Origin of the sequence: Paenibacillus sp. EZ-K15 (assembly GCF_002573715.1) — a bacterium.
Classification (GTDB): Bacteria; Bacillota; Bacilli; order Paenibacillales; family Paenibacillaceae; genus Paenibacillus_AQ.
Genome location: NZ_PDHM01000016.1, coordinates 192,357 through 216,931, shown reverse-complemented (window position 1 = coordinate 216,931; position 24,575 = coordinate 192,357). Strand labels below are relative to the sequence as shown.

The following is a 24,575-nucleotide window of genomic DNA, read 5'->3' as shown; positions in this document are numbered from 1 at the left end:
GACTTCAGGCACGTTCAGTATCTTAATAAAAAAGAGAGCAAGCGTGCGGCTGCATTACAACCGAGTTTGCCCTCTACTCTCATAATATAGGCCAGCTATGCTGCGCTTTTTTCTTCTACATACATTCGAAATAGCAGGATATACAGCGCCACACTGATTAATGCCGATAGCAAGATGATGCTGAATATACCCATAGGCGGCAGCCAAGTGGACAGAAATACCGTCATCGGAGCCAGAAATCTTCCGATCGTAAACTGTAAGCTGTCAGCTCCCATATACTGTCCTCTTGCATGCTCTGGAGCATAACGGCTAATAAAGCTTTGCGTCACCGGAGAACGAGCCATTTCGCCGAAAGTGAAAATAATGGTTACAAAGAATAAGAACCAGATGTTCGTATTCAGTCCGAGTGCAAAAGTACCTACTCCGGATAACAAGGAAGATAGTACGAATACATCACGCTCCTTCCAATTCCGAAACCACTTGGTGACCGGGAGAATAAAGAGAACAAACAAGAGACCATTGAGCCCCAGCACCCACCCTAATATCTCCGTGCTCGATAGCATAAGCGAATGTCCGTTCCAGGAGAACAGCGCCTGGGTTGGTACATAATCGATCACATATACCGCCAAATACAGATCCAGCTGCATGATGGCCACAAGGGCAAAAACCCCCGCCAGTATGTACACCAGAAACACTTTATCTCGAAAAATGATGCCATATCCACTCCACTGTTCCTTGAATACCTGAAGAATCGACCCCGTTGCCTTTACACTTTTGGCAGGCCCCGGTAGGGTTTCATGAACGATGAAGTAAATCGCGATAAAATAGATCAGCAATACGAAAGAACAAGACCACAGAAGCTCTTGCCGATACTGAAAAAAGAAAATGGCTCCAAGTGCCGGACCAAGCACGGCACCCAAGTTGTTCGCAGTCGTAAACGTTGCAAATACCTGCCGGCGTTCTTGAACCGGAACCAGATCGGCAACCATCGCGGAGCTGGCAGGTCTATAGATGGCTCCCCCGAATCCGATGCCGATAAAAGCGGCATAATCGATCCAGTGCGAAGGCGATAACGCGAACAGCGCAAACATGGCCGTCTGCAGCGACGCGCCAAGCAGCATGATGGGGCGACGTCCCAGCCGATCAGCTAAAGCACCGCCGAGCAAGCTGCCGATGATGCTGAATATCGGAGGAACCGTCATGAGGATTCCGGCGATATGATTGCCTAAAGCCGCTCCGAAATAAACCGTTATAAAGGGAAAGTACATCCAAAACAGCATATTGAACAACGCTTCACCCAATAATCGAACCTTTAAATTGTTATCCCATAATCGTATTTGCACAAGACTCCCTCTCTCTATCCGAACAGCACAAGTTATAAAGCTTACGATATAGCAAGTTCCCCGGCCGGGTATTACAAACTATAAAACATTCCCCTGGAAAAATATAGACTTATAATGAGCGCTAAGTTATACTAATAATATGAAAGCCGAATATTGTCCGATTTAATTTAGATGCTCCACAAAACGAACATTTGTTCTAAAATATAAAAGACGCTCCCGCAGGAGCGTCTTTTTTTCGGTGTTTGGATGTATTGATTTATCCTTCCGTTGGATCAGCATGCATGATATAGTGCTCAGCAGGTTGGCACCCTGGATACAGGCTGCTTTCCCCTTGCGGGGCTTAGTCAGCCAGCTTCTTCAATTCATGCAAATGATCGAAGATCATCTGGCAAACCTCAGAGACCCGCTCCCGATCCTTATACGTTAACCAAGCCAATTCTTCGATCTCCGAAGCCGGGCTTAGCTCTCCTTCAAACTCCGCTGTGTAACAGGACATCGTTACTCGAACACCCTCCGATTTGCCGTGAGCGCCAGCCCGGAAGCTGCCTGCATTCGCCGCGGTCTCCGGTTTGATCCGAACGGACAGCTCCTCCTTGATTTCCCGCACCAGCGTGTCGATATCGGATTCTCCCGGTTCCCGTTTTCCTCCCGGCAGATAGTACGTATCCTTTCCTTTGGAACGAGCGCCCAATATGCGCCCATCCGCGATGTGGATCCAGGCGATTTTGTCAATCTCCGTTATCATATGGATTCCTCCCCTCATGTTATAAACTTCATGCTACGCCGTCTCTTGTTGTTCCCGTTTTCCGCCTAATTTAAATACCAGGATCCCCCCGACAATGACAAGAACACCGATCAGCTGATTCATGGTAAACGGAACCTTCTCGAGCCCCAACCATCCCAAGGAGTCCCACAACAGCGCGAAGCCGAGCTGCGAGGTCATGACAACCGAAATGGCGAATGTGGCACCCAGAAGCCTTGTCGCCTGAACCAGGCAAATCACCACGCCGACCCCAATCAACCCGCTAATCCAGTACCAAGGCTGCATGTTTTGAAGGGTGAACGTCCCCTTGCCTTCTACAGCAAGACTCATGCCGAACGAAGCCACGAAGCCCATGCCTAGCACCAACGTCGTTGTAGACCAGGAGCCTGTTTTCTCATTAACTCTATTATTGAAAATGTTCTGCAAACTAACCAATGAACCTGCGATTAGTGCCAATACCAATCCTGCTAACATGCTCCATCTCCTTCCTTCATGTTTCATCATCACCGTGTGTTATTCTTCGTAAATATTACCTCCGGCTACACGCGTTAACGCATCCCGATCTTTAATCAGAATGTACCCTTTGTGACGCTCGATCAGTCCTTCCTGACTGAATTTCAGAATCACCCGGTTTAAATGCCGATAGCTGGTTCCAAGTAAATTCGCGATATCGGTCAGGTTGAACGCGGCCGGGTTATTGGTAGCGAACGTATCCGACTCCCCCTCCGAAACGGACAATAAATAGCTCGCCAGTCGTACCTCCACCGGATGCAGCAAATTGAAACTCAAGAAATTGGATTTAATATAAAATTTCCGCGTAATGATCCGCAGCAAAAATTGAAGCAGCGGCGGATGCTCCTGTCCATATTTGCGAAGCCAGCGATAATGCACGCCGATCATATAGACAGGCGATACGGCCTGTACCGTATTGATCAACGGATTGCCTTGAATGTATTCAATATCTCCGATCACCTCAAGCGGTGTTTTGAAAGATAGCACAAGCGCTTTACCTTCCGCAGAGGTCGTGAAGATTTTAATCTTCCCTTGAACCAGGATGTACAGCATCTCGGCCGGCTCGCCTTGCGTGCAGACGATGTCGCCCTGATCATAGTGATATAACACCAGATAAGGCATTAAATCATCGTGAAATACGGACTGGATCTGGTTGCTCAGCAGAAAATGCTGCATGAGCTCCGCATTATGAATTTCCTTCACGTCCCTCTCTCCTTTCCCGAACACTCCATCTCAAGAACCGCTTGGTTCCAATCATAATTTGATAATAACAACACCGGCGATCATCATCCCGATCCCGATGAATTGAGGCAAGCTCATTCTCTTTTTCACCACGCCGAACCATCCGTTGCTATCAATCAGAAACGTTAAGAATAACTGGGCGATCAATAACGCGGATATCGTTAATGTGACACCGATGTTCTGAATCGCGGTCACCTCACTGAATATAATGGGTGCCCCCAAGGCTCCCCCGATTAGATAGAGCGGCTTTACTTGTCCGAATCCTTGCCTGCTTCCGTCGCGGACGAACAGAAGAATAATGAGTGCCATAATAAATCCGGTCAACTGCGTAACCGTAGCAGCTTGCCAGGTGCCCATATCCTGACTAATTCGGGCATTGGCCACTCCTTGCAGCGTAATACAGGCACCGCCAATGAATGCAAATAAGATTCCTCTCACGATACATACTCCTTCTTCTATAGGTCTGTATACTATTAAAAGTGAATTCCCCAAGCTCAGGAAAGGACATATGTCCTGAAATGAAGAGAATTCCAAATCAAGCGATGACCAAAGACACGAATATCATTATATACTATCGGTTGGCTTGGCATGTAACATACAAAAAGCTGCCGGAATTTCCTTGGCAGCTTAAGGTGCATTATAGCATCTGGGGTTTCTGATGTTATCCCTTCACAAGGTATAAAACCATTTAAACCAAGATTGCATCTATGACTCTATGATCATTTTGTTTTAAAATATAACTAGATGTCACTTTATTGACGTAACACCGACTGGAAGGAGCTCCTCTAACATTATGCTAGACAAACAAGAATTACAAGCAGATTGCGAACGCTGCTTTGGATTATGCTGTGTCGCTTTACCCTTCGCCGCCTCAACGGATTTTGCCATGGACAAAGACGGCGGAACCCCTTGCCACCATCTGCAATCCGACTTCCGCTGCGGTGTGCACAGCAGCTTGAGGCAGCGAGGTATGAGAGGCTGCACCGTTTACGACTGCTTCGGAGCAGGTCAAATGGTTTCACAGATTACCTATAACGGACGCGACTGGCGGCAGGCTCCTGGGACGGCAAAAGAAATGTTCGACGTATTCCCGATCATGCGACAGCTTCACGAGCTGTTATGGTATCTGAACGAAGCCCTGACTTTGCAACCGGCTCAAGACATTCATACCGATCTGAGATTGTCGCTGCAAGAGACGAGTCGATTGACTCAGCTTTCTCCCGAATCCCTGTTACAGCTGGATGTGGCAGCTCATCGGGCAGAAGTGAATCAGCTGCTTCTCCGAACCAGTGAACTTGTGCGGGATGATGCGCGCAAGAAGCATAAAGGGCCACCCGTGCGTCAAAAGATCGGGGGGCGCGGTGCTGACTTAATGGGAGCTAAGCTTAAAGGAGCAGACCTAAGATACGCCAATCTGAGAGGAGCTTATCTCATTGCCGCAGACCTCAGAGGGGCCGATCTGCGTGCTGCTGATCTGATCGGTGCCGATTTCAGGGACGCAGACCTTAGCGGTGCCAATCTAGCAACCAGCCTCTTCCTTACTCAATTCCAGGTTAACGCAGCAAAAGGAGACACCAGCACCAAACTGCCTCCATTCTTATCTCGACCGGGACATTGGACGCGTTAACGCTCAATATATAGGGTAGAACAGATAATAATTTACTAATAACACCAAAAAGCCGGCAGCTAACTTGCTCCCGGCTTTTTGGTATTAGCCAAACGCTTCATACTCAACGACTTTAAGCACTTTGGGGTTATAGCAACTGTATTTTATTTTCGGATCGGCTTCTTCCATGAATCCTTCAAAGGAACAATACGATTAAACACCAGTCTGCGTTCTGTCGTATATTTGGAATCCACGCAGAAATATCCGTGTCTGATGAATTGGTACGTACGGTTCATCGTCGCTTTCAGCATGGAAGGCTCCAGTATGGCGTTTTCGATTCGAATCAATGATTCGGGATTCATCAGATCCTCCCAAACGTTATCCGATTCTGATAACTCGGCTGATTCCTTCAGCAGCTTATCATACAAGTGAAGTTCCGCCGGGATCCCGTGCTTCGCAGACACCCAATGCAGTGTTGCTTTCACCTTCCTGTCATTAAATCCGCTCCCGCTCTTCGTTAATGGATCATACGTGCAGTGGATCTCCATGATTTCCCCCGTTGCTGGATCTTTCACGACATGTTCGCATTTGATGAAATAGGCTCCTTTCAAACGCACTTCCTTGCCAGGGGATAACCGGTGAAATCCGGGAACGGGCTCCTCCATAAAATCCTCTCGCTCGATGTACAGCTCTCGTGAAAAAGGAACCTCCCGCTCACCCAATGTTTCGTCACTTTCATGATTCGGTATGGCAAACATCTCGGTGCAATCTTCTGAAAGATTCGTGATGATCACCTTCAGCGGCCTCATGACGGCCATCGCGTTATAACACCGTTCCTTCAAGTCTTGACGGATATAATGATCAAGCATGCCCGAGTCCACCAGGCTGTTGCCGCGAAACACCCCGATTTCTCCCAGGAAACGACGGATACCCTCAGGTGTCACACCTCGCCGCCGTAATCCTTTTAACGTAGGTAGTCTGGGGTCATCCCATCCGTCGACAAAGCCTCCATCCACCAACTCCCTCAGATATCGCTTGCTCGTAACGTATCCCGAGATATTCAATCTTCCGAATTCCCGCTGCTTCGGAGGCTCCGTCACTTCAAGCTCCGTAAGCACCCACTCGTATAACGGTCGATGATCTTTAAACTCGGCTGAGCATAGCGAATGGGTAATTCCTTCGATCCAGTCCTGGATCGGATGGGCAAAATCGTACATCGGATATACACACCACGTTGTTCCCGTACGGTAATGCTCCGCATGAATGATTCGATACAGGACTGGATCTCTCAGGTTCATGTTAGGGGAAGACATATCGATTTTGGCTCGGAGTACTTTTTCCGACGGTTGAAATGCCCCTGCGATCATTTGCTCAAATAACGCCAAATTCTCCTCAATGCTGCGCTCCCGAAAAGGGCTATTGATGCCAGCTTCGGTTAGCGCCCCCCGGTATTCCGTCATTTGTTCAGGCGTGAGATCACAGACGTAAGCCTTCCCTTTAGCTATGAGTTTCTTGGCCGCTTCAGCGATTTGATTCGCATAATCCGACCCGAAATAAGCGTCCGGCTTAAGTCCAAGCCACTCGATATCCTCCTGAATCGCATGCACGTATTTGATATCTTCCTTCAGTGGATTCGTATCGTCGAACCGAAGATTGAAATTACCATGAAACCGGCTGGCGATGGAATGATTGATGTAAATCGCATAGGCGCTGCCGATATGGAGATAACCGTTGGGCTCCGGCGGAAATCGCGTAGCCACCGGCCTGTGGTACACACTATTCTCTACATCCTCCTTGATCATCTTGGTCAAAAAATCCACCACTTCTTCTGTCCTGTTTTTGTCCTCGCTCATACCTGACTCCTCCTTACGTTGTTTGTTCTGCCGTAACTCCGTTAAAAACAAAAAAATCCCATCTCCAAGACATAAGTCTTGGGGACGAGATTGGTTTCGCGGTGCCACCCCTATTCGCCGATATCTCTCGATACCAGCCTTATCAGGTACGGCCATCACGCGATCGCTTATACCCTAGCTCTGTAACAGGAGCTCCTGTCGCACCATCCCTTATCCATAAGTTCCGATGCGCCGCTCAGAGACTTGGTTCAATGAATGGCTTCCAACTCCTTTTCAGCTTACCGGAGCTCTCTGTGGGGATTCCTGTTCATCTACTCTTCTCTTCATGGCGTTTACAATTTGATCCATAGTATCATCTAAATATAAAAAAGTAAACCATGGAACTTCACTAAAATGAAACGCCTGAAAATGCGTTCCGTCAGCTTAGATCGGCAGCAGCTTCACGGTAGCCTGCTTGCCGCTGACCTGAATGCCCGTCTCCTTCAAGCCTACCTCAGCCAGATCATGAACGAGTCGCTCAAGCAGCTTGCGAGCGGCTTCGCCCTCCTTGCCTTGAATGCGAATAACGGGCTGGACAGCTTTGCCCGCCTCCAGCAGCTTATGCATTTGCGACAGCTTGGTGTCATAATCATGCTCTTCAATATGTACGGACAAGCGGAATTCCTTTACTTTCATCGGACCGGATGAAGCTGTCTGGCCTTTCTTCTCTTTCACGGCCTCCTGCTTCGCCTGCCCTCGGCTTACGAGCTTGCAGGGCGGGGGACTGCTGAATAGCGAGGTACACACCAAATCGGCTTTGTGATTTTTCGCCAGCGCAAGCGCCTCCTCCCTGGAGACGACTCCCAGATCTTCGCCGTTTAGGCCGGTCAGCTGTACTTCGCGAGCTTTTATCTTTTCATTCATAATTAACATGGACAGATCCTCCTATCGAGAGTATGTATTCGTTCATTTCATTGCTCTTCCTCTACGTTCACATCACTTTGCATGAACCGAACAGAATGCGTTCGGTATTCCTGCTCTTCCGTGATTTCCAGACAGTTAAGCTGTTTACCGTACACACACGCTCCATCTATACCGATTTTGTCTCCTTCTTCACAGAACCAAATTCCTTCCGAATCATGCAAGTTCATAACTGGCGTATGCCCGAACACCACGGTTTTGTTAAGGCCTGTTGGATAATTAAAGAACGGATCGCGAATCCAGATGAAATCATGGTGAAGCTGCAACTTCCAGTCATCAACCCCCGGATTGATCCCTGCATGTACGAATATGTGGGTGTCTGTTTCATAATAGAGAGCCAGCGTATCGAGAAAGGATAGATGATGCTCGAACTTTTTTTTAATATAGGCTTTACCTTCGTTATATCTGGCACGATCCATTTCACCCTCAAAAAAATTGGCGCCGCAGTAGCTTTCAATCGTATGTCGAGCTCCATTCCGAATCCAGCGTGAGTTCACTTCATCCGTATCAAGCAAAATGGCATCCAGCATCATCTGATCATGATTCCCCCGAAGAGTGATGGCACCATCATCCCGCAATTCCATCACTTGCTCAATGACTTCCCTGCTTCTTAATCCGCGATCCACATAATCCCCGAGCAAGATCAGCTTGTCCTTAACGGGATTGTACTGCACGTCAGACAATAACTGATTAAACTCATCGTAGCAGCCATGAATGTCGCTAATCGCTAATATTCGAATCGTAGTCCCCTCCATTCCGAGCAACTTTGCTATTTAGGTATAATAGCATATTCTCCTTCATACCAACATGCAATTGACTTCGGAGCTACGTCTTGTGAGGAACCAAACTTCCTTTCTCTTAGCAAACCTCCGCTTTTGATGAAAAAAACACTCGTGTACAGTCCAAATTCATCCGCCCCCACAAAGAATCGAGCTAAAAAGCCATGCGTTCTGCCATAGGAAATGGCTGAATGCACGGCTCTTCTATTTATAGCCTATTTTATAAAACGATATTTAGCCATCACGTCTCCCCAGGGGGCATACCCGGCTTCTTTAAATCCAATTTCGGAATATAGCCTTTTTGCACGCTCATTCTCGGGTTTGTAACATAGCATAACATCGTCCGTTGTATCCGGCGAGGTCCGAATCTCCTCGAGAACCAAACGAATCGCGGGTTTGGCATAATGCAGTCCCTGAAACTTACCGTCGATCATAAACCGGTATATCCAGTAGTTATCATCGTGCGGGTGCAGACCATACATTACAAATCCGATCATCTCTTCATCATGGTAGATCGCACGCGTTTCGAAGCCCTCCATGAATTGAGCTTCCGCTATTGAGTATAGATTGGGGGCAATCCACTTCTCCTGTTCAGGTCTCGGTTTAAGACGGATGCAATCCTCCCAATTGTCCTTATCTATGGCATGAAGTGTTATCAAATGCAAGACTCCTTCATATATGGTGTATGCCTTTATCCTAATCCAATGCCGACCATTTTTCACGGTATTAAATATGTAAATTCAAATATGACGCTGCACGTTGCCAGATAGAGAACAAGATAATGAATGATTATAAGCATTTATTACATATTCCGAATATCTCTTAATGGATAAACTAGAAGTAACTTTATTTTTCATGGAGGCGATTCTATATGCGGCAATTCAACTATAACAACCAACGGAAAGGACAACTAACAATGAAACGAATGAGGGTTATTATATATGAAGAAAATATTGAATATTGGGGTTTTGGCCCATGTTGATGCCGGTAAAACCACACTAACGGAGCAAATCCTGTTTAGATCCGGAATTATTGATCAAGCGGGCTCCGTTGACCAAGGCAATACCATCACGGATTCGCTGGACATTGAACGGAGACGAGGCATCACGATAAAGTCCGCTGCGGTATCGTTCATGCTGGGCGATCTAAAAATCAACTTGATCGATACGCCGGGACATGCCGATTTCATCTCGGAGGTCGAGCATTCACTAAGTGTGCTGGATGGCGTCATTCTGGTCATTTCCGCGGTTGAGGGCGTACAGGCCCAGACGCGGGTGCTCATGCAAACACTGAAAGAACAAGGGATTCCCACACTTCTATTCATGAACAAGATCGATCGAATGGGCGCGAATTACGAGAAAGTCTCTATCATGATACGTAATCTGCTGGATGAACATATTTGCGAGATGAGCTCTGTAACTCAGGAAGGCAGCGCAGCCGTTCGGGTGGATGTGGCCGATCCCCATAACGCCGGGTGGGTCGAAATGTTGGCACTGGCCAATGACGATCTGCTGAACGACTATGCTCAGGATATTCCCATATCTCGCGAACGGTTGCAGGAGGAATTACACAGGCAAACCCAGCAAGGTAAAGCTTATCCCCTATTTGCAGGATCAGCAGCCAAAGGGATCAGCATCGAGCCGCTGCTTCATGCGCTTGGTGAATGTTTCCCCGTTAATGACGCCTCGGAGCTTCAGCATGAATCGTTATCCGGCCTGGTGTTCAAAGTCATCAAACTTCCGAATGGGGAACGTAACGTCTACCTCCGGCTGTTCGCCGGCAGTATCCAGGCGCGAGACGAGATTACGGTGATCACGCAGAACGGAAACACCACCATGTTCAAGGTGAAACACCTACATGCTTTGGACCATGGCAAATCCATTGCGGTGAATCAGATCGATGCCGGAGACATTGCGATTCTCATTACCGATGAACTCAAGGTTGGCGACGTCATCGGTGCGGTTTCCGACAGGATGAAGCGGGTCCACTTTCAGAAGCCGCCGATTCAAGTCCAAGTGTCAGCCAAGAATCCTGCGGAGGAGCATCAACTTCACACTGCCTTAAGCGATCTTACCGAAGAGGATCCGTTCCTGCAATATATACAGGATACTAATACCAAGGAACATATCATCCACGTATTCGGCAAAGTCCAGCAAGAAATTCTGCTGGAAACCATCCAGCAGCAATACGGCATCGAAGCTGTATTTTCAGCTCCTCGGGTCATTTGTATCGAGAAGCCTGTTGCGACCGGAGAGGCTGTTGAATATATGGGCGAGTGTCCTTTTTATGCAACGGTTGGCTTACGAGTCGAACCTGGCGAGAGAGGAACCGGACTCCAGTATCGACTGGAAGTGGAACTGGGCTCCCTCCCCTTATCCTTTCAGAAAGCGATTAAAGACACCGTGATTGAGGTGCTGCAAGAGGGGCTGTATGGCTGGTCCGTGACCGATGTGATCGTGACACTGACGCATACCGGCTACGCAAGTCCGGTATCGACGGCAAAGGATTTTCGCAGTCTGACCCCGCTCGTCCTCATGGCTGCGCTCAACAAAGCCGGAACGGAAGTATATGAGCCCATAAACGTGATCCAATTCATTCTTCCGGAAACCAGTTTGAGCAAAGCATTATCCAGATTGGCGGCACTGGAAGGGACCTATCAGGAACCCACATTCCACAATCATGCCGTACACATTCATGGTACCATCCCCGTACGGACGACCGACTTGCTGAAAGCCGAAGTCCATTCTCTAACTAGCGGTGAGGGCATGCTCTCCGTAAAACCAGGAGGCTACGTGAAGGTGCAAGCCACCGTCCCTGAGAATAAACGGAGACAAGTCAACCCGCTAAACCGCGGTGAATATATGCTTCATTTGAACAAGATCATGTAAGAACATATGTATCAATCCATAGCGGTGCCGAGAGATGATCTCGCCCGCTATTTTGATGTGCTTAAAATCCTAGCGTCACTCTATCTTTCTTAGTCTGGTGCAACTCTTTTTGCCCCTTGTCACTTATTAAGTGATAGGAAAAAACGTTGCTCTAGACCCACCCCTGCTCTGCTTGGTAATATAGTCAGGTACTATTTTTTGGGACGTGCGGAAGGAGTCGGCTAGATTTGGAACAACAACGTTATCATGATTTAAAATTGGGTGAAAAAGGTGCCATCATCAGTATCATTGCTTATATCTGTTTATCTGCAATTAAATTATGGATAGGGTACACCGCGAACTCCGAGGCCCTGCGGGCGGACGGTTTAAATAATGCTACAGATATCGTGGCGTCCATTGCTGTATTGATCGGACTGCGATTATCGCAAAAACCTGCGGACCGGGATCATCCATACGGTCACTGGAAAGCGGAAACGGTAGCCTCTTTGATCGCCTCTTTTATTATGATGGCCGTCGGGATCCAGGTCTTGTTCGGGGCCGTCTCTTCCATGTTTGAAGGAAACCATGAATCGCCTGATCTCATATCCGCATGGACCGGCATTGTCTGCGCCATTGTGATGTACTTGGTCTACCGCTATAACAAGCGCCTGGCAACCAAAGTAAACAGTCAAGCCGTAATGGCATCGGCAAAGGACAATCTCTCGGATGCCTGGGTAAGCATCGGTACGGTTGTGGGTATCATCGGCGCTCAATTTCATCTGCCGTGGCTCGATCCGCTTACCGCCGTATTGGTAGGCTTCCTGATATGTAAAACCGCTTGGGATATATTCCGCGATGCCTCTCATCATTTAACCGATGGCTTCGATGAAAACATTGTCAAAGACTACAAAGAAACCGTAAAACAAGTGGTTGGCGTTAAGGGTGTCAAGGACATTCGGGCAAGGAATTACGGCAGCAACACGGTTGTCGACATCGTCATCCTGGTGAGGTCGAATCTGGATATCCGGGTCGCCCATGATATTTCTGACCAGGTGGAACATGAATTAAAAGAAACACACGGCGTTTATGACGTACATGTTCATATAGAACCGAATTGAACCTCTAAAATTACCAAGTGTCATAATAACCAACGAAGAAGGTCCGGCCATATTCCTATTGGCCGGACCTTTCTCTTTATTCCGTTCACTTAGTGCTCCGCTATATGTTCTAGCAGATCTCCTGGCTGACAACCTAAAGCGCTGCATAATTTATCAATGACTTCTAACGAAACATATTCATTAGTATTAAGCTTCGCCATTGTAGCAGATGAAATCCCCGTCATTTTAAGTAATTCCTGCTTTTTAATTTCCCTGTCGATCAGCAACTTTTGAAAAGGTTTGTAACTAATCATATGATAATCCTTTCACACACAAAGCGAATTTTTCTTTAATTATATGAAAGTATGTTTCCTTAATCAAAAACATCTTCGATATATCTTGACTCGATTGTTCGATGTGTCAAAATAAAATTTAATAAGTTGAATTTTACTTCGTAAAGTTAAAAGAATGTGGTGTTATTCAATTTTGTATAAAGAAATCTTACTAGATTCCCTGATTCGTAATCGAATCGAGTCTTTATATGGCGAGCTTATCAAAAACAACTCCACCTACAACCAGTTCTCATCCGAACGGAAACTCTACTTTAAGCAGTTACATGAAGGAGTACCAGAGAATGTACAGAAGACCCTATTCCTTTACGATGATGCAGACCTTTCTCTACGAGCTATTTTAGAACGTGAGATTTATTTGCAAGGTTTTAAGGACGCACTTCATCTGCATAACGAATTACATATATCATTGGATTGAGAGCCATTCGGCTCTTGTTGCATTCGATTCTGTCGTGATAACGTTCTTGTATCTACGAACACGAGAGGCTTAAGGGGCTTAGCCACCGGGTTCGACGGACTTAGCCTCGTATATGCTTCCTCGAAGGGCAAGTTACTAATCGTTTGTGTTGAATTTCATTTCAAACTCTTTACAAGCTATTTCAAAAATCTCATCATATGTACAGATAATGAGATGTCTAAGGTTAAGCCCTCTGACTTCTTTAATTGTTGTCAGTAGATCTGATCCAATTACTTCAATCAAACTTGAATTCACTTCAACGTCTCTCAATACATTTGTATAACTTATGTCTAGTTCAACCATATTGAAGTAGTAAATTCCCTTTACTATGAACTTATATGGTATGTATTTTTCATCATTCACTTGTGAACAGAGACTTGCATTTATTTCTCCAATTAGTTCTACCTCATTTGTAGATGTAAAATTCAACTTATCTAGGTAGATTGCATCTCGACCTGAGATTACACCTAGTTCAGTATTTATGATTTGATGCTGCATTGTGAAACTTTCACTTCCTCGTTTTCTGAATTTATCATTTATGGTTTTCCCAAACTCCCTATAACAATGACACAAATCTAATTAAGCTATACTAAATATAAAAAGATGAACAACCATAAATCCAAGATTAAACTATTAGATGTTATGCCAATAGAAGGTATAATGCGAATGTTGATGAAATCCTATGGACTTATAAAAAGGATTGTCAGAAATAACGTATGCTTTCTTAGCACCTAAGGAACAGCTTCTTTTTAAGGCTTCTAAAACCACCGCTTTACCAAGTCCCATATGCCGGTACTCTGGAATCGTACATACTGGTTCAACGTAAGCATAATCCGTTTTCTGACTATACCATAAGCCGCAGTATGCAACATATTCCCCATCTTCATTTTCTGCAACAATATGTAAGAATGGATTCAAATTCGCTGCTGACAACATTTTTTGTTGCTTATAAATAGTAATTTCATCAACAGGCACAAGTCCTTCGTGGTCAAATGCCTTCCATAGTAATTTCTGATGCTTATATAAATCATTTTTAATATTGAGACTTTTCATTGTTATGCCTTCAGGAGTTATGTATTCAAGACTAACATTCTCTAGTTCAAGTTCTAGTACATTTTCAGTCTGATCATTCTTCACAAATTTCTTGCTACGTAATAAGTCTAGAGTGTGAGTATCCGCATCATTCACCGCAATCCCAAGGCCTTTATCATTACTAAAAGTAGCAATGGCATATTCCAGTATATCTTTTCCCAATTCTCTATACCCTTGTTTAGTTGCAAAAAATGCTTCGCCGAAATAATGGTCATAAGTTGTTATTCCTACTATCTCGTCATTACAATACCACAAGCCAATCTTATCCATTAAGTCACTATTAAAGTCAGGATGAAAAAACATCCATTCCCACCTTGCCCAATTCCAATTTATATGATTACGATCATCCTTTGATAATTCAATCAAAAATTCACAAACTTTATCATAATAAGAATTATCGAAATTTCTAAAAACAATTTCCATTTCAATCCCCCATAAAATAAAAAATTTACGACACAATGAAATACTTATGCTTGTCAAAGGCCTTAAATAAATTATACCGTGCATTTCCAATCGTTAGGGGATAAAGTTCAATTATAACTGAAGTAATCTACTCCGTTAGCCATTCACGAAACGCCCTAGCCTTTTAGTGACGAGAACATCAGCGATGACGTAGTGACATCAAGAGTCAAACCTGCCTCAAAATCCTCCAATTTATCAAAAACCTTCTTTAGCCATTCCTCGTCCAACCATAAATTCGGGTTGCTCATCTCTCTTTCCGCAGGATGACCTGTGGCAAACGTATCCACGCCGTCCTTACTTCCAAAGTAGAAATCCACAATCTTTAAAGACTTGTTTTCGACGGTAATCAGCATTTTACTTCCCATTCCTGAACCTTCAAATTGAAATGCCAATTCAAGATAGCAAAAGTTATCTTCTGTATGTTGTAACTTGGCTTGTTTAAACTCATTTTTCAACCCGTAATTTATAGAATTTCCACTTTGTAAATCCTGTTTTTGCGTTATCTCCAACATTTTATCTGCGAATTTTCGTAGGTTCTTGTTCGAAATATATTTTTCAAATAATACTTTTTCTTGCTCTGCAACTGCACCGTTAAATAAGTTTACAAAAGCCTTCCCAAACTCTATAATCGTTTCGTCATCTGCATTACTAAGATGTTCACCTTGAATAAAAAAGTCTTGATTTTCAAGTTGGTTTAGTATATCCTTTGTCTTTTTCTCGAGGGATGCCTTACTGGTTTCAGCTGGAACTGATTGAGTTTCTTTGCTTAATGCTTTGTCTTTTATATCATGGGTTTGTTTGCATCCTGTGAGTGCCACTAGCGAAGATATCATAAAAATCAATATTGTTTTTTTCATATCAGAACCTCCTGCATCAAACATAAGTAAACTTTACCCCACATAATTCTAATCTTAAGCAATAGTGAATCCGCTGCGTGTTTGAAACATGTCAAGGCTAACTAATTCAAATTGTTTCATTGCTCCTCCTTATATAAAGTTTTTTTGGCTATTTCCTATAACGTTTCAGTATCCATGACCCTCACTGGGTTAAGGCGAAGCCGGGCGCGACCGCGCTTAGCCAGCGCAGGGTTGTTGAATATGCTTCATTGAAATCCCTCCTGCATACCAAGGAACGTCAGCTCCCATGAGCAGATACAATGTTAGAGGATGTTGTTGCCTTCTTCGAATTCACTTTTTAATTGATCAATTAAGTTAGTTACTTCCTTTGGTGTTTTAAGTATTATTATATTTTTTTCTTTTTCATATTTTTTTAATTTTTCGAGTATTCCTGGTCTTTTATATTTCCTGAAATTCCACACCCATTTAATGAATTCCCAATCTAATTGCTCAGGACATCCCTCATTCAAATCAGGTCTCGTTCTTCCATGGTATTTAATTCTTCGTTTAATGACTCTATAAGTAGTTATCCACGGAGGTAAATCAAAGAAAATTATGGTATCTGCTCTCGAAATTCTAATATCTAATGTTCTATTATAATTTCCATCAATAATCCATTCATCATTTTGAATAAGCTCTCTTTGAAAATCATCCCACTCATGATTAGGGGTTGCAATCCATCCAGGTTTCCAATAATACGCATCTAAATGATACAATGGTAACCCTAAAACTTCAGAGAGTTTACTTGAAAATGTAGATTTCCCTGATCCTCCAGATCCAATTATCATTATTCTCTTCATTTTGTTCTCCTGGTTATTAATGAATTATTGTTGCTTCAAATGTTGCAATAATTTCCTCTAACGTTCCCGCATTCACGACGAGAGCCGGCCTTAGATAGCACCTATCTTAGGTCGGCTCGTGTGTCGTCTGAGTTATCTCGTACTAGCCATTTGCAAGTATGATATCACCCGACTACAGCTTCCTTGCTTTAAAAATTGCTGTTAACGGAACCATTTGCGATTTTTTGTTCCAATCACTAAGTTCGCCTGTTAATTGCAAAGTTTCGTCGTTTGTCTGTTCAATCAATTGCTCAATTACAAAACCTGCCTTCGCCAAGGCGTTCACGTAAGTTGATATTTTTCGGGAGCAAAGTAAAACATTTTTCCCGTCAAGATCTCGCTCAGACCATGTTTCATCAAAATAGCTATTTTTAAAAAAGGCTCTTCCTTCTTCAAATGCCACGCTCATATGGATAGGATGCGACCAACTGAATATAAATACGCCATCCTTTTTCAAATATGATGCAACCCTATTAAATGTACCCTGTAAATCCGTTGTCCATCCAATTGCATAAATTGAATAAACATAATCAAAATAATCGGATGGTAGTCCGTGTTCCTCTTCCATTGCCCCACAAATCAGCTTAGCTGTATAGCCACTTTCTGAAAGGCATTTCGCTGACTTCTCAATTTGGTTTTTAGAAATATCTATTCCCCATAGCTCAGCGGCCTTGTTACTGCCATGATATTTAAGAGATTCACCGTTGCCGCATCCAATATCTAAAAGTTTTTTGCCTGCTACATCACCAAATAAGTTTAATTCATTTTCCGTTAAAGTATTACAACCGTAATAAGGCAGTACAATTGCTTCTAAAAAATCATTACCATTCTCGTCCCAATAAATCTTATTCGTGTTATGTATATTGCTGATAGTTTTGTTCATATGATTGCCTCCACGTAATATAAATGATCTTACTTCACAATCTGCTCCTCCAATTGCCTCTCCCGGACCAAGCGGCCTTCAGCGTTGAATGCGATGTTACCTGAAGTCGTCGATTCTTTGATAATCGTTATTAACTTCTCTGAAAAGCCTGTTAAACAAATTCTCTTCTACAAAGTCAAAGACCTTTGTCAAAGCAGTATGAATCTTTGTCATAACCATTATGTTCATAAAAGGCATGGGCATCTGTGCGTTTGAATCCACTACATAAGATTATGGTTGAAATCCCTTTCCTTTTGGAATAATCCTCCACATATTTAAGCAGTTTTGTTCCTATTCCTTTATTCTGAAGTTCTTTTTGCACAGCAAGACCCTGGATGTGTAAGTAACCAATTTCATCTCCAAATGATAACGCCTGTACCGTTGTTATAAAACCAACAACTTTATTTTCAAATAATGCTACAAATGTTTTATAGTTCCCATCTTTATTCATTCTCTCTAGCGTTACGGAAAAATTATCAAGATTAACCTTGCGGTTTCCTAACACATTAATCCATAATGTTACTACCTCAGGATAATCATTTACTTCAATTTCACGTACTTCCATATTCACACCGCCCAATATATTAATTACAAAAGTTGCGAACATTAATAATATAAATTCTGACTATGGTTATATTCTATTTGAACTAATATCTTGAGATCCTGGCGTTTAAACATATTTTTATCCCGACGATTTCAGATAACGTTCTTAGTTACTTCTTCTTTGAGCAAGCTTGCTAATTTCAATGATCTTCTATATAAGAATTTGTCCATATCCTTGAGAAAAAAGATTTCGTCTACCACCTTCTTCAGGTGTGAGCATTTTGCATTAATCTAAGCCCTTGATACACAAAGGAATTTTGGGTACAAAAAAGGACTTCACCCCAACTTGAAGAAGTTTTTTGGTAACGACACCAAAACACTCAAGAGGAGGAAGCCCCTTTTTGTATATTCTCCAAGAAAGTCTATTTTCCTTTGAGGAGCTTCAAAAAATCGAATCGAAAGAGCGATTGCCTATCTTTTTCAGCGCACTGGACCTACGACCTTACGCGAAAGAATTGAGAAATTCCTCACCCCGAGGAACGGATGGACACTGTCGTCAAGGTATTCTTCGCGCCTTGCTCGCTGCTCCCTTAGTGAACATCGATACGTTCACCGGTCCAAAGCGCAGACTGGAGTTTGACCTTCGTTTCCGTTACCAATGTGGACTTCGGCTGGATCTCTCTGCCCCTTCCATTTCTACATTAAGCCGAGTCTTTGCCGAGTTGACTCACAAAAACCTTGCAAAACAGTTGTTTGAGGAGCTTGTGGTTCAGTGCCAAGAAGCTGGAATCATCGACGGAACTCATGTTGCCATCGACAGCGCAGCCATTCACGCCTACGAGAAAAAAGAACCCAAGCGAAAAAGCGAACTCACCGGCAATGCCAACTGGGGAGCGAAGTTTGATACCTTTGGCAACAAAGTCAAATGGATTGGCTATAAGTTGCATCTGGCCGTCGATACCAAAAGTGAACTTCCGATGGCGCTCAAGGTAACGCCTGCCCATGTAAACGACGGAGATGAAGGGCCTGCTCTCATGACGCTTGCCGCTGCGAAATCCAAAGCGAAATTCTTCATGCTGGATGCGGGTTACGACCAAATGAAAAACTACGAGGCAGCCCGGAACGTCAAGGCACAAGCCATTATCCCGCTGAATCCACGAAATGAAAAGGAACCGCCCGCGGGGATCACCGGCAAAGGCACACCCCGTTGTTCGATGGGCTTTCCCATGACGTATTGGGGGCAGGAGAAGGCACATTTGAAATTCCGTTGTCCGCATGCGACAGGTCAAGTGGATTGCCCTTTAGGCATGGCCGCTTGTTCATCCTCCAATTATGGAGTGGTCGTCAAAATCAACAGTCAAACGGATCTCAGGCGCTATGCACTACCTCATCGAGAAAGCCGAGGCTGGAAGGAACTTTACAATAAACGAACCAGTGTGGAACGCTGTAATTCTCGAATGAAGACCTATTTAACCGCAGACCAACTCCATGTTTTCGGGATTCACAAAGTGACGACCCACCAATATTTGAATGCGATTGTGTTACTTGCCTCTGCACTTGCCATCGCGAAGCAACGCGTTCAAAACGCTGCTTAAAATTTAAGCCTCACCGAAATTCTGCCCGTCTGCCCATTTATAACCCAAATCTCAAAAACGGAGCTTTGGATGCGGCCAGACTTTGACTTCGAATCGAAAATTGAATTATGCAAAATGCTCGTGTATAAAAACGATACTGTACAAGAAAATCTGGAGGATGTTTTCTTATTGTTTCATAAGGAACCCACATAAGTATATCTTCTTTTCTTTTTGGCTCTGTTAAATTTTAGTGTTGATATAAGATAAAAAATTAAGAACTCCCAGAGATTAGAAGTTCTTAATTTTAATAATGTCTTAATTCAATTAAAGCACCCTTTACTTGAATGATTGTTTATGATTTTCCCTCTAAATCATCAATCCTCTTTTCAAGTTCTTTTACTTTATTACTATTAGTCAATGCCGTTGTAAAAGCAATAAGTCCAAAAATAAATCCCATAGCTCCGAAAGTGAATCCTATAATTCCAAAAACCTCCATATAATCCCCCCTTAAATAAGCTAAAATCTACCTCTTAGTTTATTTATTTCTCAAATTTATTAGATAATATCGTATTTTACTTCTTGAATAAAAAATATCTTGCATTAACAAAAAATATACTCTCTAAGAGAAATAATAATAAGTATCAGTGTTTATACAGCAAATTTAGTTAACCTTATTTTATCAAAAGTTGCTGAATTCTGTACTAAATTCCCTTTAATATTCAAGTCATTCATTGTTACTTCATTTCTTTGGTGTTGGATGCTTTCTAACACTTGGAACCACGTAAGATAATTGTTTAAATACTTGGTTGCAACACCATTGAATCGTTGCATCCACCCCTTGAGTCTTCTGTGGTAATTATTAACGTTCTGAATGTGATAAAGCCCTTTTGTACGAATTTTACCGTCAGACTTGAATTGGTAAATATCTATGCCTTTGTCAGCAGCGTATGTTTTAAATGCACGCCAGGAATCTGTACATAATACATTTTCATTTGAAAGTTTATGCCCGATGGCTTTGTCTAACTGGTATTTCGTTAACCTACCCATTCCCAATATCTGCGAAAAAGTGGTCTTGTCACGGTCCCTTGCAACCAATACACATACTTGTTCATTGCTTATACCACGCTTCTTTGCAGAACCGCCACGTTTGCGAGGCTTTCTATCTTTAATTTTTCTTTGTCCTTTTTCCGAGTACAGGAAATAGGTCTCGTCCATTTCAACGATACCTTCGAAATTTGGTATTTCCATTTGTTTTTAACGATGATAATAGTTTATGTCTCCAATAAAATAAAGTGACGTTTAGTGATGTTCCCGATTAAATCAGCGGACTTACGAAGAGAATAACCTTCAATCATACACTCAACAAATTTAATCCACTGGTTAAGGTGACGAGTTCGATAAAGAACAGTATTTGTGAGGTCAGTGAATGTCTTTTTACAAGCCTTACATCGATAGCGTTGCTTTTTAACTTCTTCGCCATCAACGATTGTTGTATATTTACCGAATCGAACAATATGCTCCGATTCGCAATCTGGGCATTGATAACCAATCTTGTTTTTACGCTCAGATATTTTGTGAAGAACAGTTCTAGTCGAACTTGATTCAGTAAGTGCATCAATTAAATATTCTCGTAAACGGTGTTTCTCTGCTGGATTTAGTTTTTGAATGGCTTTAAGGATATCAGTTGCCCTCACAATCATCACCAACCCTAATGTAGTCGGTTCAATTATAGAACATTAGTTCCCAAAAGTCGATTATCAACAACTAAATTTAACAGAGCCTTTCTTTTTTATCATGCTTTTGCTTTAGGCGATTGCGTATAACGCTTCTGTATCTGCGAACCCGAGAGGCTTAAAGGAGCGCCAGCGACTGGGTCCGACGGACTTAGCCTCACAAGGTTGTGAGTTGAATTCACTTCTCTTGTCCCCCGAAGCGTAGATACGATGTTATACGATGGACCTTTTGAGTAAAGCACCCTATTCTTTATTCCATTTTGTCTTGTTTATTTCTTCTTTTATTTCAAAGCTTATTTCAAATCTATTTCGTACACATTGGTAAGGCTGCTACGTAATATAATACATCATATCAATTTGTTACCCATTGGAAAAATCCAATGGCGGTGACCAGATCACCCAAGTAGTGTATGAGTGGTTCAAGTCGGTGAGTAGAGATAATAAATGAAGTAAGGGACAAAATAAGGAAGAACATAAAATAAGCCGAAGCGTGTAATACTGAGACTTCGGCTTATTTTAGTTCAATTCAAGGTTGTTTCGCTTTATGGACATTCGGCTTTTCGCTTTCTCCATCTGATCTCATCGAATGACTCAGAAAGGATACAGTGAGTTGAATGCCATCCCGTAGCCCTTGCATGTACAGCAGCTCATTCTGTATCCCTTTGCTTATGATATGATGATTCTCCCACTCTGCATATTCAGGCATCCGCTTCACGTCCTTGCCTGCAAACAACGCTTCAAACGCCTCGTCTGCTTCCCCACATACCTGACTTAATTCAGGATCATGTTCGATTCGTGCAGACACTTCATCCAGTCTGCTTTGAACCGCTTGTTGAAACCACGGTGGAAATTCCATTGTTTTGCCTCCCCTACCTCTCATTTACAGTACTCATCGTGCAACCCGATTACGTCTCGCTTTCATGTCTTCATATCGGGCTACCAGTTCATCGACCCTTCGGCTCTGTGCCAGAACCTCAGGGTTATCGGATAACGGAATCGACTGCTTCACTGACTCTTCTCCAAGCTTATTCAGCTTTCGCCGTTCCTCCTCCAATAAGTTGTGCAACCGGCTCATCCATCCACACCTCCGATGGGTCTAAAATTCATCTTCTCTTGTTAATGCTAGAAGGAGCAGTCTTTTTAATGCGATTATCGGTTTATTTTATTTTAATTCGATATTCGCATTAAAACAACCGTAATTTCTCTTACAATTTGGATGAAATGAGGGGTGTTACTGATGAAGCATAGACAAGAACCACCTGGGAACAAAAATATTATCGGATCCCGAGTGATAGCTATCCGGAAAAGTAGAGGGATCAAGCAAAGAGAATTCCTCGCCAGATTGCAAACATTAGGGCTAGATATCAGTCAGACCAGTCTCTCACGTCTGGAGGGTCAAGATCGTCTCGTTCAAGACTATGAAGTCGTGATGATCGCCAAAGCTTTGGAAATCTCTGTGGGGTATTTACTTGGGGAAGAAACTGAGTAAAGAAAGTAAGGTTGCACTACAGTACCATCATTCCGTACACGATCTAGCATTTCCCTCATATCTATAAGCACCATAAAATTAATAATATATCTATTCGTCAACGACCGGATTTTGGTAATTTACTGGTTACTTCTTCTATGACTGTCGGAGCAATTACAAAAGCCAAAAAGAGGCAGTACGATAATTACTCCCTCCTTACAAGCAGACGACCTTCCAATAGATTGAGCTGATTCACGAATAATTAATTAGAGTGGAATTAAGACAAGAGTCTTCCACAAAATATTCCAAGTTCTTCTCCCGCTCATTTTGTATACAAGTAACCATTAAATGACCTTCTGCGCAAACAGAGGGAGTTAGTCATGAATGTAAGCGATTAAAATTGATAATGAAAGTTTTTATTATCGGAATATTTAGAACTTAAAAGAGAGCGTCCTTCAGCCATGTAGATGGCTGAAGGACGCTCTCTTTAAAATGTAATACAAGGAAATCTGTTTTTGGTAAAGAAAGAAGTTCTTGAAACAGTATTTACCCATGTGCTGGAGTTTCTCGTTCAAAAATAATATGCTCACCGGAACATTATTTTTTAGTTTGGAACAAGAGCGAAGCGAATACCTACTGTAACCATTATTTTTTAAAAAAAGTACATATTCTGTTCCGAACCTTTGAAGCCGCTGAAACGAGAAAGACGCACTTCGTGCGGACACGGACCTCCCTGAACTCGGTGAAGCGTCAGCCCTTCGGCAGAAAAAATGGAAAGTGCCGCCCGGCAATTGGAGGAGGCCAATTTCAGCACATTCTTCTGATGTATTCAAACTGGTATTGACAGAGCAACTATAGTTAATGTTTTCAATCCATTATTTTACTCTGCCAATCTGATTGATCTTCTGTTCTGTCACCACGGTCTATATTGCGTTTCCAACATATATCAAAAGGACAGTACACGTGTTTTTCAGACTATCTTTAAATTGTAAATCCATATAGAATCAACCTTTAAGTTTATTTAATCTAAGGTAATTTCAGCTAACGTTCCCGTGTTCACGACGTCCCATCACTCCCTCTTTGAGATGCTAACACTTCACAAACTTTCAATCTTTAACTCTTTTGTACTGGTCTTTCAAATATAATCTCGTAATGAGTTGGCTTTCCATTTCCATCATACTTAGTGGGAAGTACTTGGACTAACCGCCAACCCTCTCTTGCATATTCAATAATTGTCTGTTGATGTGTTGCTTCTGAAAAAAAACCACCCAATTTAGCGTCAACAAATATATATTCGTACTTATTATCTTCCTCCGTTCTAAGTTTGTTTAGTACTGTGGTTTGTCGATACGATCATTGTCTGTATCAATCACTATGTCTTCTTGTTTTACCATGCTGTATGATCTGCAAAGTGTCTTGCGCAGTTGCTTCCGTGGTATACCTTTGATCTTTAAATCATCGTAGATAATTAATGAGTCACCTTTGCTAACTTCTTGATCTGAACGAAGGTTTGTGCAAAGAATCCATTTATTTTTTATAATCAAATTGTTAATCACCCTTCTTCGAAATGCCTCTGGCAGACCAAGGAGCGTAAGCACCGCCGCGTAAATACAGTGTTATCAGATATGATTGTCTTGTTACTCAACAACGCACTTCATCAGTTATTTCATTTCACTCCGTTCTTTACATTTCTTATTGTATTGAATTAAAATAATTT

26 protein-coding genes, 1 pseudogene and 1 other annotated feature are annotated in these 24,575 nt (G+C 43.0%); of the genes and pseudogenes, 6 read left to right on the top strand and 21 right to left on the bottom strand.

Annotated features, from left to right (window positions below):
• Positions 1–95: 95 nt before the first annotated feature.
• The 5 genes from CRG97_RS13660 to CRG97_RS13640 all read right to left on the bottom strand — a co-directional run bounded on the left by CRG97_RS13660 (position 96) and on the right by CRG97_RS13640 (position 3,798).
• Complete coding sequence (locus CRG97_RS13660) at positions 96–1,343, bottom strand: MDR family MFS transporter (RefSeq protein ID WP_202618921.1); 1,248 nt, start codon at positions 1,341–1,343, stop codon at positions 96–98.
• A 340-nt stretch (positions 1,344–1,683) separates the two neighbouring features.
• Positions 1,684–2,088, bottom strand: coding sequence for an NUDIX hydrolase (locus CRG97_RS13655; RefSeq protein WP_098743647.1), 405 nt, complete (start codon positions 2,086–2,088; stop codon positions 1,684–1,686).
• Positions 2,089–2,121: 33 nt separating this feature from the next.
• Positions 2,122–2,580, bottom strand: coding sequence for a DMT family transporter (locus CRG97_RS13650; RefSeq protein ID WP_098743645.1), 459 nt, complete (start codon positions 2,578–2,580; stop codon positions 2,122–2,124).
• Between the two features lie 39 nt (positions 2,581–2,619).
• Entirely contained in the window at positions 2,620–3,321 is a 702-nt protein-coding gene (locus CRG97_RS13645) for a Crp/Fnr family transcriptional regulator (protein WP_098743642.1), read from the bottom strand.
• 51 nt (positions 3,322–3,372) lie between these two features.
• Entirely contained in the window at positions 3,373–3,798 is a 426-nt protein-coding gene (locus CRG97_RS13640) for a DMT family transporter (protein WP_071224242.1), read from the bottom strand.
• A 355-nt stretch (positions 3,799–4,153) separates the two neighbouring features.
• Between CRG97_RS13640 and CRG97_RS13635 the strand changes: the two genes are divergently transcribed.
• Positions 4,154–4,987, top strand: a complete 834-nt coding sequence (locus CRG97_RS13635; RefSeq protein WP_098743640.1) for a pentapeptide repeat-containing protein — start codon at positions 4,154–4,156, stop codon at positions 4,985–4,987.
• A 143-nt stretch (positions 4,988–5,130) separates the two neighbouring features.
• Here CRG97_RS13635 and CRG97_RS13630 read toward each other — a convergent pair whose 3' ends face one another.
• From CRG97_RS13630 to CRG97_RS13615, 4 genes are all read right to left on the bottom strand, one after another.
• A complete protein-coding gene (locus tag CRG97_RS13630) occupies positions 5,131–6,819 on the bottom strand; it encodes a glutamine--tRNA ligase/YqeY domain fusion protein (protein WP_098743637.1) in 1,689 nt (562 codons plus the stop codon).
• A 77-nt stretch (positions 6,820–6,896) separates the two neighbouring features.
• Positions 6,897–7,155 (bottom strand) — a binding site (T-box leader).
• An 87-nt stretch (positions 7,156–7,242) separates the two neighbouring features.
• On the bottom strand, positions 7,243–7,731 hold the full coding sequence (infC, locus tag CRG97_RS13625; protein ID WP_098743635.1) for a translation initiation factor IF-3: 489 nt from the start codon (positions 7,729–7,731) through the stop codon (positions 7,243–7,245).
• A gap of 38 nt (positions 7,732–7,769) precedes the next feature.
• Positions 7,770–8,534 (bottom strand): metallophosphoesterase, encoded by a 765-nt coding sequence (locus CRG97_RS13620; protein WP_098745074.1) that lies wholly within the window; start codon positions 8,532–8,534, stop codon positions 7,770–7,772.
• A gap of 239 nt (positions 8,535–8,773) precedes the next feature.
• A complete protein-coding gene (locus CRG97_RS13615; protein WP_098743632.1) occupies positions 8,774–9,217 on the bottom strand; it encodes a GNAT family N-acetyltransferase in 444 nt (147 codons plus the stop codon).
• A 282-nt stretch (positions 9,218–9,499) separates the two neighbouring features.
• Between CRG97_RS13615 and CRG97_RS13610 the strand changes: the two genes are divergently transcribed.
• Positions 9,500–11,446, top strand: a complete 1,947-nt coding sequence (locus CRG97_RS13610; protein WP_098743630.1) for an elongation factor G — start codon at positions 9,500–9,502, stop codon at positions 11,444–11,446.
• Between the two features lie 227 nt (positions 11,447–11,673).
• Complete coding sequence (locus tag CRG97_RS13605) at positions 11,674–12,543, top strand: cation diffusion facilitator family transporter (protein ID WP_098743627.1); 870 nt, start codon at positions 11,674–11,676, stop codon at positions 12,541–12,543.
• An 89-nt stretch (positions 12,544–12,632) separates the two neighbouring features.
• Here the strand turns inward: CRG97_RS13605 and CRG97_RS13600 are convergent, their stop codons facing one another.
• Positions 12,633–12,836, bottom strand: a complete 204-nt coding sequence (locus tag CRG97_RS13600; RefSeq protein WP_098743624.1) for a helix-turn-helix domain-containing protein — start codon at positions 12,834–12,836, stop codon at positions 12,633–12,635.
• Positions 12,837–12,990: 154 nt separating this feature from the next.
• Between CRG97_RS13600 and CRG97_RS33595 the strand changes: the two genes are divergently transcribed.
• Positions 12,991–13,290 carry a hypothetical protein gene (locus tag CRG97_RS33595; protein WP_098743621.1) on the top strand — a complete coding sequence of 100 codons (300 nt, stop codon included), beginning with the start codon at positions 12,991–12,993 and terminating at the stop codon, positions 13,288–13,290.
• A gap of 135 nt (positions 13,291–13,425) precedes the next feature.
• On the opposite strand, the gene CRG97_RS13590 is transcribed toward CRG97_RS33595, so the two are convergent.
• The 6 genes from CRG97_RS13590 to CRG97_RS13565 all read right to left on the bottom strand — a co-directional run bounded on the left by CRG97_RS13590 (position 13,426) and on the right by CRG97_RS13565 (position 18,105).
• Positions 13,426–13,827, bottom strand: coding sequence for a hypothetical protein (locus CRG97_RS13590; protein ID WP_098743619.1), 402 nt, complete (start codon positions 13,825–13,827; stop codon positions 13,426–13,428).
• 135 nt (positions 13,828–13,962) lie between these two features.
• Positions 13,963–14,844 carry a GNAT family N-acetyltransferase gene (locus CRG97_RS13585; RefSeq protein WP_098743616.1) on the bottom strand — a complete coding sequence of 294 codons (882 nt, stop codon included), beginning with the start codon at positions 14,842–14,844 and terminating at the stop codon, positions 13,963–13,965.
• Between the two features lie 155 nt (positions 14,845–14,999).
• Entirely contained in the window at positions 15,000–15,740 is a 741-nt protein-coding gene (locus tag CRG97_RS13580) for a hypothetical protein (RefSeq protein ID WP_098743613.1), read from the bottom strand.
• A 302-nt stretch (positions 15,741–16,042) separates the two neighbouring features.
• Positions 16,043–16,579 carry a DNA topology modulation protein gene (locus CRG97_RS13575; protein ID WP_098743610.1) on the bottom strand — a complete coding sequence of 179 codons (537 nt, stop codon included), beginning with the start codon at positions 16,577–16,579 and terminating at the stop codon, positions 16,043–16,045.
• A 172-nt stretch (positions 16,580–16,751) separates the two neighbouring features.
• Positions 16,752–17,501: a class I SAM-dependent methyltransferase gene (locus tag CRG97_RS13570; protein WP_098743608.1), complete on the bottom strand. Its 750-nt coding sequence runs from the start codon at positions 17,499–17,501 to the stop codon at positions 16,752–16,754.
• A 175-nt stretch (positions 17,502–17,676) separates the two neighbouring features.
• Positions 17,677–18,105: a GNAT family N-acetyltransferase gene (locus CRG97_RS13565; RefSeq protein ID WP_237566385.1), complete on the bottom strand. Its 429-nt coding sequence runs from the start codon at positions 18,103–18,105 to the stop codon at positions 17,677–17,679.
• Between the two features lie 379 nt (positions 18,106–18,484).
• On the opposite strand from CRG97_RS13565, the gene CRG97_RS13560 reads away from it, so the two are divergent.
• On the top strand, positions 18,485–19,678 hold the full coding sequence (locus CRG97_RS13560) for a transposase (protein WP_098743605.1): 1,194 nt from the start codon (positions 18,485–18,487) through the stop codon (positions 19,676–19,678).
• A 331-nt stretch (positions 19,679–20,009) separates the two neighbouring features.
• On the opposite strand, the gene CRG97_RS33260 is transcribed toward CRG97_RS13560, so the two are convergent.
• From CRG97_RS33260 to CRG97_RS13545, 4 genes and pseudogenes are all read right to left on the bottom strand, one after another.
• Positions 20,010–20,153 (bottom strand): hypothetical protein, encoded by a 144-nt coding sequence (locus CRG97_RS33260; protein ID WP_202618920.1) that lies wholly within the window; start codon positions 20,151–20,153, stop codon positions 20,010–20,012.
• 152 nt (positions 20,154–20,305) lie between these two features.
• Positions 20,306–21,351, bottom strand: a pseudogene (locus CRG97_RS13555) (IS1595 family transposase).
• Positions 21,352–21,916: 565 nt separating this feature from the next.
• Positions 21,917–22,246 carry a hypothetical protein gene (locus CRG97_RS13550; protein WP_098743602.1) on the bottom strand — a complete coding sequence of 110 codons (330 nt, stop codon included), beginning with the start codon at positions 22,244–22,246 and terminating at the stop codon, positions 21,917–21,919.
• Positions 22,247–22,279: 33 nt separating this feature from the next.
• On the bottom strand, positions 22,280–22,465 hold the full coding sequence (locus CRG97_RS13545; protein ID WP_098743599.1) for a Spo0E family sporulation regulatory protein-aspartic acid phosphatase: 186 nt from the start codon (positions 22,463–22,465) through the stop codon (positions 22,280–22,282).
• A 162-nt stretch (positions 22,466–22,627) separates the two neighbouring features.
• On the opposite strand from CRG97_RS13545, the gene CRG97_RS13540 reads away from it, so the two are divergent.
• Complete coding sequence (locus tag CRG97_RS13540; protein ID WP_098743596.1) at positions 22,628–22,879, top strand: helix-turn-helix domain-containing protein; 252 nt, start codon at positions 22,628–22,630, stop codon at positions 22,877–22,879.
• A 1,092-nt stretch (positions 22,880–23,971) separates the two neighbouring features.
• Here CRG97_RS13540 and CRG97_RS13535 read toward each other — a convergent pair.
• A complete protein-coding gene (locus tag CRG97_RS13535) occupies positions 23,972–24,148 on the bottom strand; it encodes a DUF4177 domain-containing protein (protein ID WP_098743593.1) in 177 nt (58 codons plus the stop codon).
• Positions 24,149–24,575 lie beyond the last annotated feature (427 nt).